Source organism: Paenibacillus sp. 7516 (assembly GCF_002272715.1).
In the GTDB taxonomy this organism is placed as follows: domain Bacteria; phylum Bacillota; class Bacilli; order Paenibacillales; family Paenibacillaceae; genus Paenibacillus; species Paenibacillus illinoisensis_A.
In genome coordinates this window covers 43,084-56,017 of sequence record NZ_NPBI01000011.1, presented here as the reverse complement: position 1 = coordinate 56,017, position 12,934 = coordinate 43,084, and the positions used below count along the sequence as shown (strand labels likewise).

9 protein-coding genes are annotated in these 12,934 nt (G+C 36.5%); 2 read left to right on the top strand and 7 right to left on the bottom strand.

The genetic code is table 11. From position 1 onward, the window contains the following. Nucleotides 1–62 precede the first annotated feature (62 nt). The 6 genes from CHI14_RS11300 to CHI14_RS11275 all read right to left on the bottom strand — a co-directional run bounded on the left by CHI14_RS11300 (nucleotide 63) and on the right by CHI14_RS11275 (nucleotide 7,610). On the bottom strand, nucleotides 63–887 hold the full coding sequence (locus CHI14_RS11300) for a hypothetical protein (protein ID WP_095288540.1): 825 nt from the start codon (nucleotides 885–887) through the stop codon (nucleotides 63–65). Between the two features lie 72 nt (nucleotides 888–959). Then, nucleotides 960–2,459, bottom strand: coding sequence for a TnsD family Tn7-like transposition protein (locus CHI14_RS11295; protein WP_095288539.1), 1,500 nt, complete (start codon nucleotides 2,457–2,459; stop codon nucleotides 960–962). Continuing rightward, nucleotides 2,456–3,928: an ATP-binding protein gene (locus CHI14_RS11290; RefSeq protein WP_170948098.1), complete on the bottom strand. Its 1,473-nt coding sequence runs from the start codon at nucleotides 3,926–3,928 to the stop codon at nucleotides 2,456–2,458. Before CHI14_RS11290 ends, CHI14_RS11295 begins: the two co-directional genes overlap by 4 nt. Further along, nucleotides 3,921–6,047, bottom strand: coding sequence for a Mu transposase C-terminal domain-containing protein (locus CHI14_RS11285; protein WP_212676990.1), 2,127 nt, complete (start codon nucleotides 6,045–6,047; stop codon nucleotides 3,921–3,923). The genes CHI14_RS11290 and CHI14_RS11285 overlap by 8 nt, the downstream gene beginning before the upstream one ends. Before the next feature lie 23 nt (nucleotides 6,048–6,070). Continuing rightward, entirely contained in the window at nucleotides 6,071–6,865 is a 795-nt protein-coding gene (locus tag CHI14_RS11280) for a TnsA endonuclease N-terminal domain-containing protein (RefSeq protein WP_170948096.1), read from the bottom strand. Nucleotides 6,866–7,040: 175 nt separating this feature from the next. Then, nucleotides 7,041–7,610 carry a tyrosine-type recombinase/integrase gene (locus tag CHI14_RS11275; protein ID WP_095288535.1) on the bottom strand — a complete coding sequence of 190 codons (570 nt, stop codon included), beginning with the start codon at nucleotides 7,608–7,610 and terminating at the stop codon, nucleotides 7,041–7,043. A 420-nt stretch (nucleotides 7,611–8,030) separates the two neighbouring features. Between CHI14_RS11275 and CHI14_RS11270 the strand changes: the two genes are divergently transcribed. Then, the gene (locus tag CHI14_RS11270) at nucleotides 8,031–10,283 is read left to right on the top strand and encodes a dynamin family protein (RefSeq protein ID WP_170948095.1); all 2,253 of its coding nucleotides are present in this window, start codon (nucleotides 8,031–8,033) and stop codon (nucleotides 10,281–10,283) included. A 65-nt stretch (nucleotides 10,284–10,348) separates the two neighbouring features. Beyond that, nucleotides 10,349–10,885, top strand: a complete 537-nt coding sequence (locus CHI14_RS11265; protein ID WP_249281070.1) for a YkvA family protein — start codon at nucleotides 10,349–10,351, stop codon at nucleotides 10,883–10,885. Nucleotides 10,886–11,894: 1,009 nt separating this feature from the next. Here the strand turns inward: CHI14_RS11265 and CHI14_RS30455 are convergent. Further along, complete coding sequence (locus CHI14_RS30455) at nucleotides 11,895–12,830, bottom strand: four helix bundle protein (protein WP_249281069.1); 936 nt, start codon at nucleotides 12,828–12,830, stop codon at nucleotides 11,895–11,897. Nucleotides 12,831–12,934 lie beyond the last annotated feature (104 nt).

Genomic DNA, 12,934 nt, shown 5'->3' with positions numbered 1-12,934 from the left:
TAGTAGGGATATAGGTTTGGGGAAATAGGATTTATAAGATTTCGCAAACATAATCCACAAATTTATAGAGATACTACTTGAGATAATTCAGTCTTCATAACATTTTTCAACTTTTCTTTCTCTTGTTTCATTTCCTCCCTAACATTAGAACCACCGAGTATTTCCTCATATGAGCAACCGTATATCTCCTCCAAATCAAGGTATTCCCATAACTTATTAAGAACCTTTCTTGCTTGCTCAGAAACGGATTCTGAAAGATATAATTCGTTGAAAATTAAAGTATCGTTCGCATCAGACCAACTTTCATAAGCTGAATTGATTTTTATTCTCCTTCTCACCGAATTAATTCGCATGACGGCATCTGCATTGGGTTCACCGTCTACCCAAAGATCCATTATTTCTTGCATATCTTTTTTTGTTACACCTTCCATTTCTAAATAAGCCTTAACATCGTCTTTATTTACATTCTCAAAGGACAAGTCCCTATATTTACCGTGCAACGAAAAAATAGCCCCATATGCAGTTTCAATACTTTTATACACCTCTGGATACCTTTCATGTTTTTTGGATATATAAAGCTCGAAGTCCTTAAATGCTCTTTGTTGTTCGTGTTTGAGTTTTTCAATTTCTGCATTAAGCTCATTTCTAAATTTATCATTTACTTTAGCTAATTCACTTTTCTTTTGTTCAGTTTCGGCATTAATCATTTTTGTTAGCTCAGCTTTATGGCTCTCAAGATTTTTATTAAAACTTGAAGTTATCATTGAATTGGTAGTAGTTTTCAAAATAAGAAATATAGCCCCCATTACTAATGCTGTGATACTTATACCTCCTATATACTTCAAGAAATCATCAATTAGAAATTCAATTGTATCTTGACCCCACATGTACTCTCTCTCTCCCTTTTATATCATTTCCTTCTTTATTGGAGTCATATCCAAAATCAATCTGCTTTAGAACTACAAAAATTGCTCTATAGTTAATTTAATTTCTTTATTATTGCCTCCAAACCCTGCATACAACTGAACTTGATAAACCGTTGCCTTCCCTTGCTTCTCCATTAATTCTGCTATCGCCCATTTAATTTTTCTGATTCTATAGCTGTTTATATCCTCTGTGACTGCCAGCAAATACTCCCATGTCTTGCTTAACTTTTTGTGAAGAAACCATCTCTTAACCCCTGCAGCTCTTCTAATGCTTGCTGGAACAATCCTAATTGGTTTGCCATCATTATTTAGAAGTGTCTTAACCGCCTCTTTTGCAAGCCTCAAGCACTCTTCATCCCTTTGGTTCCAATCAATTACTGCTTTTTTATTCTCTCTCTTTCGAATCTTGGGTGTTACTTCTTCATACCAAATTCTATCATGAGCAATAATCCATGTATGAAGCCCCTTCCCGATAACTTTTAACTCAGCTCTCGTAGCCCCCTGATTATCTTGTATTAGCTTTATCCATTTTCTCCTTCGTTCACTTAACTCATAAATGGGTTTTCGATTTGACTTGGATGGAATTCTTCCTACTGTTGAACTACAATTGAATAAGTCTGCGACTTCTAAGCCAAGAAACTCTAACAGTAAAAGATGTCTTAGTGGACTTCTATTCTTATTGTTATTTCTTACAAAAAGCCTCAACCAGTTTGTTTCGTTATTAATATCTATAGCACTTTGCATAAGATTTAAATACTCAATTGGGTAATAATTCACGAAGACTGTTACCAAATCTTTAATATACAAGTTCCCACTTTTTGAGGCGAGGTTTTTCTCGCGTAATCGGTCTATATAGTAATTGTTAATAAAGGAAAGGTCTTTTCTTTCCTCATTAACGTTTAGTAAATAGAAAACATTACGAAGGTATTTCAGATTTAGCCGCTTTATTTCTTCAGAGTAGTTAGTTATTAAGATATTTTCCAAATCACAGACATCCTCATCCGCACAAATAAAATCAACAATATTATCTGAACATCCTACCTTACTGTTTACTAAAGGAACTTCATGCTTTAAACAAAACAATGCCCCAACAATTTGATGGGATCTCCTCCAATAACTTTCTCCTAAGTGTTCGTTATCCTCTATGAGACACGTAGGACAGACCTTCAGATAATCATTTAATTTCACTTTGCTTCCTGCGATACCAACCAGGGCTTCAATTCCAGTTCCTTTTCCTTTGATCATTCCATCTACAACAGTTTTAGAATGCTGATTGGATAAAAAGGCAGTATAGAAATTTATAGGTGTGTGATTTCTGATAAGTTCGTGTACCTCTATTTTTGAATTACAGGGTAAGTTTTCTATCAGCTTGTTCAGATGTTGCGGAAACAACGTTGATTTGAATGCTGTTTTTCCGCCAAATACGTCCCGAATGAGAGCTGTTTTGCTTATCATCCCACACATTCTTTTATATCGTGCCACAACACTATAGAGCACTTCGTCTTCGTATAAGATCGGCAAAAAATTCATCATACAATTAGATCACCTTGCTTATATGTCATTTCATCAATATAGCCCTGTTCTATCAATAGTTGGTATGCAGGTGTACCCGACTTATTAGCTTGGTCAAGGATTAATCTTATATCATTAGATTCATATTCCTGTTTCATTTTGTTCTTGAGCTTGTTTGAAGTTGCTACAGTTCTTTCCTTGGTTCTCGCTTCATTATAATTTTTCGTTGGCTGAGCTAACACCTCGCTTCTAATATTATTTTTCTGTTCACTTTTCCTCAAATCATCATATTTAGCGATTTTATAAGGGTTGCCTGATCGCAGTGCATCCAGCATTGGCTTCATCATTTTAAAATTGTCTCTAACCGTTCTTTTCACAATATCAACTGTTAACTCTTCTTTTCCACTGTGGATTGCCATATGTTGGACGTTGACAAATAACTTGATAATGAGATCCGATATCCCTTGAGTTTCTTCATAGAAAATCTGAATCAATTCATCATTTAGTTGTGTGAATTTTCGGTTCCATTGATATTTCCATATTGAATTCAAAAACAAACGAAACTCCTCGTCATTATTCATGTTATTCCAGATTACCTCGCCACTCCCCGTTACTCTTCTTGCAATCCTAAATTCATTTTGGAAAATTGGATACGATGCTGGTGTACCAATAAAAATTACGGGTACACCGAACGAATTCATAAGAGTAACAAAGTAATTCATCATCTGCTGTACACCACGGTTTTGCAAATGTTGAACTTCGTCAATCACCATCAAACCAAGACCGATATTTTGTGATACAATCCCCATTAGAGGGAGCATCGCATCAACACTTAGATTTCGTGATACATACTTTTTAAAATTATTAGTTCCAAGTATTTCATCTACTTTCATAAAAAACTGAAGTGAAAGTGCCTTTAGGCTTGCATTATGCGGCGTTTGTAAGGTTATATGAACCAATTGTGTTTGGTTAAAATGTTGACCATTATAAGTATCATGCACAATTACTGATGACACGTTACTTAGAATCTTATTAATTGTAGTTGTCTTTCCCATTCCCGAATAGCCAATCACAAGCCCACAACTTGCTGTTGTTCTAAAATCCGTTCTACTATTGATATCAAACGATCTATTAATAATTTGTTTACCCGTTGCATTCACATATCTGCGGTATTCCTTATTAAATGGATTTCTCGCCAAGTATCCCTGAGAAATAAGCGAGAATACCATATTCCAAATTTGGACATGTTGAGGTAAAGGCTGAAAAAGCTTATACAATCGATTAACAATATGCACTCTATATGAGCTATCCAGTTGACGCTCTTCTTCTTTAAAGTTAGGAACGGTCAATAAATTTCTGATTATTGTCTTCTTATCTGCGATTGGGGGTAAAGCTTGAATATAAGGATTTGTGTTATACTCTTCAATCGGAAACTCATTATAGTGGGCTTCCTGAGCTTCCATTCCATTGGGTAGATAGATTTTATTCATCGTAATCTCCATCATCTTTATTAAAAAACATTCGTAAGTCCTCTGTTTCATTATCTGATTCTTCGGCATGAACATCGATCGTTTCAACAATTGATGTTTCATGGAATTCCTTTGCCCGTTGAAATAAACGCTCTTGTTGTTGATTTTCCTTTATACCCGCTAATCTTTGTGATTTACTTTTACCAAAATCCCTTTCGGATGCTGTTTTCCTCTTTGCTTCTTCGACAATATGTTCAATTTCAGCAAAGAGATGAACCTTTTCTTGCAACTCTCTCTCCTTGCTCCTCTCATCCATTGTTTGTTCATGCTTAATCATTTGTTCTATTTCCTCAATTCCTTTATTTTCATATTTTAATAAATGGTCTAATAGAGTCAGTTTGATTAAACCTTCGTCACCCTCACCCATCACATAAATATTTGTTAAATCCCGTGGATCAAAGCAGATATTTACTCTCCAGCTACCATTTATACGAGCTTTCTCAAACCACTGATTTTTTAATGCATATTCCGAAGCGTACAGCATCTTTTTATAAGATACTCCTCTGGCAGAAACCAAAGCACGGTCGATTGGGTAGAGGTGAGTTTTAATCATCTCTTCTGACAAAACCCTCAATTGCCCTTTTTTATGTTTTAATCCATGATTCCAAATTTGGATGGGTATCTTTTCTATCCCCTCTTCTATCATTAGTTCATCTAACACGTAATCATTAAGGACATGGTTTTTATTATGGAACAGCACGCACTTTATAATGATTTTAGTAAAATCCTCAATTGATAGACTTGCCCTCAATCGATGATCGGACTCACCTCTCTCTTTAAAACCCTTTCCATTAATAACAACACCTTCAGCAAAGGGCTTCACTCTCGAATTCATTACTGCAAATGCAACCTCAATTATCCCTTTATAATCTGCATGATATGGCGGGCTGTTTTGTATCGTAATCCCCAAACCTTGTATGGCATTCTCAATCTGTTTGCCAACAAGTTCACCTCTATCTGCCATTACTCTGAGTGGTACGCAGAAGGGCCAATCTTTGTCTTCAATAGTTATGCCATACTTTGAAGCGAACTCTTTCTTGGATGACATACTATTTGCGAGTGCAACCATTGCCCCGCTATACGAATTTAATGATTCAAAGCTGATGTTAATCCCCATAATGAGGCGTGAGTACACATCAACGCACAGAAATACAATTGGGCGACCTACAATTAAATCCCTTGATACGCTGGATGTAAGGTAGATATCGAATAACGTACTGTCGATCTGCAAAAGCGATCCGCATGCTCCACCTGCATCTTGTGTTGAATCGCCAATGATTGTTCTAAAATTTTGTTGATATGCTCTGGTTCCTTTCCTTTTTGAGATCTCCTTTTTAGGATTATTCAATTTCTTATACCAGTACAAAAATTGCTGATAGGTCGGTAAATGGGACTTGTCTATGAGTACGGGTAATTTAATCCCATTTTGTTCAACTTCATCTTTAACAAAGGAATCCCTGAGCATCAGCTCATAAGTGATTTTCAAGGAATTATTACGTTCAGAGTAGTAATACCTATTGAGTGCTTGCTTAAAAACCTTTTTCATCTTATCATCAACATTTATGCCGATGCCTCTTTCACCGCTACGTGGTCTTCCACGCTTATGGTTCCCGCTAATTCTCTCCCTTCGCTTAGCCCCGCATCTATGATAGCTTGGTAACAAGCTATCTTTAGTTTGTGCTCCATGCCAATAGCGAATTAACAAGTTTTTTACTCCGTTATAGCTCAGCTTAAACATCTGCATCGCTTCCTTAATTGCTGGTTCTCTATATTTACTGAGATACAGATGTTCTTCAGTTTCGACATTATTTAGTATGTATTTTACGATCCCCCAGGCATGCTCCCTCTTCCTCTTCTCCGCATCGCTTAAATCCTCTTCGATAAAAATTCTGCAATAGATATCTTCTTCCAACAGTATAATTTCTGACTGCTCCTGAAACCGCCTCAGTTCATCCATCTTCAGAGGATACGCCCATCTATTACTCGCCATATCGATCACATATATAATTGATGAAACTCGATTAATATGTAGAATTCTAATGACTTTACCATCACCATATTTAAACAGCATATTCTCCATGAATTTCACAGTAATCCCCCCCATCACATTAGTAGATCTATAATTCTTGCCGTTGTATCGAACTTTCTACTCATATCAACCCTAATTGCTTTTTTGGCTATTAAATATCGATATAAATAGAGTCCTGTACCATTACTTGCTCCAGTCTTCTTGTCGAAATCCCTTAAACTATCCCGTAAAACTGAATCTGGATTGCTCAGAAGATAATGATTCAATAACATATCGGATAGCTGATCTTTATTTATATCCGATTGTTCGTTCGATAATAATGTCTCTCTAACCCACTCAATATTTTTAACAAACTGTCTTGAAAGCTGTTTATCCGTTATTACTCTCCACTCTATTCCCTTGGCTCTCCAGTATCGATTCTCGATCTCAAGTTTTTCAAAAGTAATTTTTCTTGTTAATTCGGATGAGTCTTTTATAGCTCTTGCAAGATATCGTTCTTTTCCATCTGCATCTCTAATCGTTAAAAGGAAACTGGTTGTCAGTACCAGCTGTTCTCCAGACTCTTTATCACGGAATTTATCAAATCGAAGGTTCTCTTTGTCATCAATAACCTCCATAACATCCAACAATGGAAAACCTTCTCTTATATCAATTACGTTGTCTTCCCACTCAAACATATGGAATGCCCTTAACTGATTGTCTGAGTGAAGATGGTGTATACGTTGAGTCTTAATTCCAAATATTCTCGTTGCTCTTCCCTTGGAGGAGAACTCGTGCGTTTTCGTCCATGGAATATAGGAGACTTTTTCCCCTTGCCCTCTTCCTTCTTTAATATATCTCTGAAGTTTCTCCTTGTTCCAACCGCTCATAATCTTACCTCCAAGTAGCCGTTCATTGCCTAACATGCAATGCAAAAAAACATTGGTATTACAGGCAATTAATCCGCTTTTTTTTGCGGCATAGCCTATAATTCAATGCTTTATCACTTATTGCATATGAATTTATTAAGAATGACATGAAGTAATTTTGAAAACTCATGCTTTATTATAAATTGATCTGAAAATAAATATCATCCAAGTCTTCTTGAAGTAAACCAAGGTATCGTTTGGTTTCAGCGATTGATCTATGGTTTAGGGCTATAGAAATATAGTCCAACGAAATGCCCTGTTTGAATGCGAAGTACCCCCAGGTCTTCCGAAGACCGTGGCTCCCGAACTTATCGGGAATTCCGCACATATCACATGCATGATCTAATATATCACGAGCTTGTTGCCTGGTGATCGGTCTATTTTCTCCTTTTCTGCTTCGAAACAGATATAACTCTGAATCACTCATGTCATAAACAGCGGCGTATTCTTTAATTGCTTTCGCAAGATTAGTTGTTACAGGAAACCTCTTGTATTTCCCTGTCTTTTTCTCATTTACTTCAATAAACTCGGACGGTCGTTTGTTATTCCATACATGCTTCACTTTAAGGCTCAGAATATCTGATATGCGAAGGGCTGACGATATGCCGACTTGGAACATAAGATAATTTCTCAGGCTCCTTGACTTCAGATAACTCTTTACAAGCTCAATCTGTTTTTTATCTCGGATCGGGTAAACCATCTTCATTCGTCTTCTTCCTCACTGCCCCACTTTATTTGAAGTCAAGAAATCGAGAATCTATCTTCAAAGGTGGACTCTCTTCCTCAAAATATGCCAATCATACAAAACTATTGTATCAGGACCCTTGAGGAAGATTCAATGGCCAAGTGTTTTGGGCTAATTTTATAAATCCCTATTTTATAGGATTTTTAGGTTTCCTTAATCAGATTAAGTAAGGTTCGATTATTTTGCCAAGTAATCACTTCGATTCGTCATTTCGCATCAACTGGGATACCTGACCATTCAATCAAATATGTCCTGATGCATCCCTTTTTTTGTTATTCGTATATTATAATATGGATTTTTGCATATCCAATATTTACATTTAAAAAGCATTATGGTATAAGTATCTTGTACATAAATTTCCCAGTAGAAAGGCGTGCTAAAATGAAAGATTTTGATCTAAAAGGTCTTAGAGAAAAGTTAGGATACACCCAAGCTGAACTTGCTTCTGCTCTTCAATGCGGACAAGACTATATCTCCAGAATGGAAAGTAATCCTGGAAACATGTCACTCGAATTCTTTATGAATCTGTGCAGTGTAGCTCGCATGCTACCAAACGATGTTTTGAGTAATTTTAAATTAGAACAACCTAAAGCCCTTGATATTCCTAATGTTTATGGAGAAGAAAGCTTAAAGAAAAACGCCTTAAAATATTACATAGCTCCAACAATGGAACTTTTCAAGAAAAAACCTGAATATCAGACGGCTATTAAGAAAATATCTGAATTAGATGATCTAATTAACATTTACGGAGCAAAACCCCTCGTTGCTTTGCTCGGTCCATCTGATGCTGGGAAAAGCACAATGATCAATAGCCTTACAGGAATTGATGCGCTCTTGTCTCAATGGACACCGACAACGTCATCAACCGTCTACGTGAAACATATTAATGACAAACCAGCTTGGATGGGCGAAAACCATGTTAGTATTTTCAAAGCAGAAGCTCATGACAAAGGCTGGAATTTCAGAAGAATTCATGATATAGAGTATTGCAGGGATCATGCTCTGCACGTAGGAAACTACGATATATTAGAAAAATACTGTAATAGAAACTCAAACAAACTTCATAAAGAGGTGGATTCCGCTGTCGTTTATTTAGATTCAAACATCTTACTGTCTTGCGACATTGTTGATCTTCCAGGGTTCGGAACTGAAGAAATGGATGATACGGTTAGAGCGCAAAGGGCTAAAGACGAGGCAGATATTGTTTTGTTCTTATGCCAGAGCAACAGTTTCTTAAATAAGCAATCTGATATTTTGTTCCTAAAAGATGTAATCCGCACATTGCCAGTTTTGAACACAAAAGAAGTTCCGTTGCTTTCAAATCTATTTGTAATAGCTTCTCAGTCACACGTTGTAGGTCCTGAAAAAATTCCACATGTATTAGAAACAAGATCCATTGCGTTTTCAGAGCAACTCTCTGACGAATTGATTAAACAAATCTTTAATGTTAGTAAAAGAGAATTTGTTGAAATATTTAAAACAAGATTTTTCTCGTACTCACTTGATACCCCAGTTCTTCGTGAAGAATTTGAAAATGCATTCAGAGAATTGCTTGTGAATTCATTACCTACTATTCGAAAGGCAAGATTAAACCAAGCTATTGAGGATTTTAAAAATGAATCTCGCACCTTATTTGCAAATGAAGTCCAAAAATATGAGACCATTTTGCGAGACCGTGAAAACTCCAAAAAGGAGTATGAGAAAGCCGTTCGAGAAAAGCCTCAAAAGTTCGAGGAGATAAACGCCCTTCGAAACCAGCTTATCTCGTTCATTGATAAGTCCCAAAAAAGCAACACACTCGAAATAAAACTTTGGGAAAAGGAGACCATCACCGAAAAATACATTATAAATTTAATTAATGAAAAAAACTACGATAAAAAACAGGCTAAAGAGTATCTTCTCTCCAACATCTCTGATCTTTATTATGCAAAGATGCAGGAGATACTTAAAGGCAGTGCCTCAGAGTTCAACACCATGTTGACTCAATTTTTTAAAGATGTTGAGAAGAAAGCAAATTCATTGAGTAAAATATCTGTCGGTAACGTTCAAATACCCTTTGATTTTAAAGGTGCACTCGCAGGAGGAATCGCTGGAGCAAGTGTACTTGGTGGATTAGGATTATGGGCGGCAACTGTTGGAAACCTTGGTGGATATATTCTTGTTGCAAAAGGTGTCAGCTTACTGAGCGCTTTAGGAATTTCAGTAGGTGGAACTGCGGCGGCGGCTTCTTTCGTAGCAATGATTGGAGGGCCAATTACTATTGGTATAGCATTAGCTATTGGAGCATTTGCAATTGTTACATCTCTCTTTGGTGATGGTTGGAAAAAAAGGTTGGCAAAAGAAGTGATTAAAACTCTGGAAAAGGAAAAGGTTATTAACTCTTATTCGGATGCAATCACTAAGTTTTGGGATGATAGTAAGATTGGGTTAAATGAAGTTGTCGAAGGAATTCTGCAAAAAATTGAAGAACACTTGGATAACTTGAAAACGATTATTGAAACCAGTGATCCACGAACAATTGAAGATATGATTACAATAAATAAAGGGTTAGAAGATTTTTTCGGACAACTCCCCTGGGAAGGCAGTGAAAACTTAAAGGCATTACCTACTCAAAACATGTCAATGTCAATATAACAGACTTCATATTCATCTCTTATTAATTTTAGATTCCATCATCATTTTAAAGGGGATAATATACGTTGATTAGACAAATGGAGTGTCAAAATTGTGGTCAAATCAATAACATTGATACTGAAAGTTTTGCACAAGCAATCTGCGGTACATGCAAATCCAAATTTAGTGAGGATGTAGAACTAAGTGTATATAAGTCAGAACAAGAATTAGCTACTGCATTGGCAACAGACCACGCCTATTCTAAAGATGAAAAAATTGACACGAAAACTTGGATAGCAAAAATTGGCGATTCAAATGAGCAAGAAAAGTATGTTAAAGATAATTTTCTGAAAAAATTAAAAAAACATGCATCAAAAATCCCCTTTGCCAAAGATGCATTAGCCATGTATTACTGTGCGATCGATATTAAAACACCTATGAAAGCAAAAGCAATTGCTATTGGTGCGTTAGCATATGTTGTACTTCCAATTGATTTAATTCCTGATTTCATCTTGATTCTTGGGTACACTGACGATGCCGCCGCTTTCTGGGTAGCGTTCAATAGCATAAACACCCATATCACGGATGAACATCGGAAACAAGCTGAGGGCTTTTTCAACTAAAGTGTTCGGAGAGAATCACGCATTCTCTCCGTTCTCTTGCATGAATTTAATTAAAGTATAATGAGAGCAGACTATGATCGTACAGTCAAACTATTACAACAACTTTCAGAACAAATTAACGAATAAAAGCGATCCATGACTTCAGGGTCATTTTTAACATAATTATATGTTCTGTCGAGAGTTTCTCATTTTCAAAATCTGCGAAGCCGCATTCCTTCGTTTCGAAAAATCAATTAAACAACTCGAAACTCGGTACATAACTTATTTAGACCGTTTTTTAATCATTTCTACTTCTCAGACTTCCTTCACACTGAGAATCGCACCTTCCTACTCCATTAAATTTCCTGTCAGACGACAAGAAGAGGTATTCCAATCTTTAGGCAACGCTACTGGTTTTTTTTACCAGTAAATTACCTTCGATGAAGTACCTCTGTGTTTGCACATAAATTTTGACATTAGTATAGCACAATCAACATAACCAATAAAGTGTGATTTATATTGATGTGTTTGACCGTCTATTGCTAACAACTTAATTGTCGATTAAACTATCTTCAACCAAATAGGAACATATATTCTCGTCATAGTTTGGAAGGTAATGGTATTGGGAAAAGCCAGAAGAGGAGGATCTACAGATGAATATTTATGATATCCCATGCGATGGTATGGCAAGAAAATTAGAGTTCTAAATTCCGAAGTGACAATACTCCTTGTGAGTGCCCTATTTGTTTAGATGATGAAAATGATGTTCAGAGCATAGAGAATGTGAGAGGATCAAGAAGGCGAATATTTCGAGGAACGATTATCCGATTACTGACGGAGTTGCTTGTCCAAAGACTGATTAAAATGTTGACCATTCTTAATGGTAAATGGTCAGCAACCTTTATGACAAACTTGCTGACTACTGCCGCCGCTCACATCAAATCCTGGACAAATATCTCATCAGATTTCAGACACTGAATAGATCTATGTAAGCCATGGAAACAAAGACCTCCATGGTTTTTTCATTCTTCTAAGCAGATTCACCTTTCAAACCATCTAAGCGTTTGAACATCCCGCCCATTATTCTCCTCAACTCTTGTGTCATTTCATCCAACCGCTCAAATGTCACTTGATCAATATACGTCTTGCGAAAAGCTCGCTCAACCCAATATCTAACTTCATTTGCCGAGGAAAACGCTACACCGAGATGATAGCGTTCCCTGCCAGCATACTGACCGCCATTTGACTCCGCAACGTTTGCACCTATACTTGTGGTACAACGAATTAACTGGTCCGTTAAGCGATATTTTTCATCTTGCGGAAAAGATTCAGCCAATTTATCAATTATCTCCTCAAGTTCTACTGCCTTCTTGTACAAGGTCAACGTCTTGAAATCCCTCAAAAAATAATCTTTCTCTGTTGATTCACCCAATTGTCCATTCCTCAATTTTTTATTGGCTTGAGAATTTTGAGTAGAATACTCCGTTTGAACAGTTACATTATGCTTACGATACCAATCGTTTAATCCAGTATACAGCTTAGAATGTAACTGGTGATATTCATTCCACCTTTGTGGATCACGCAGTACCCCATCTCTGATGCGTTCCCGATGGTCAATTCCTTTTAATTCACACCAATCACGTAAAGATAATCGATCCTTAAATTTCTCGAAATCGGATGCTTCATCATAATCGTCCCACTCAAATAGGTAGTCTGCCTCACTTATTTTCATTAATATCAGATAGGAATGCTTCGGATCGATGAGATGTTCATGACCGCTCACTATTTCCCCATTTTTAAGGTCGAACCACGCATAGCCGTGATCCCATTCCTTTGAGTACGCTTCCCAGGCGAGTTCAAAGAGATTCTCCATTTTATACTGCTTTATCCTCTCACTTGCTTCTTGCAAACTAATTAATGGTTTCACGTTTTCATTTCCCTCAATAATTGTTCCATCCGATAGCATTATATTCCCCCAGTAGTAAGTTTATTTGTTGATAACATTACTCTATCCTTTTTGGAAGTTCGTAAAAAGGCTTTTTCTGTCGAACCTCGTTTGAGTATAGGTTA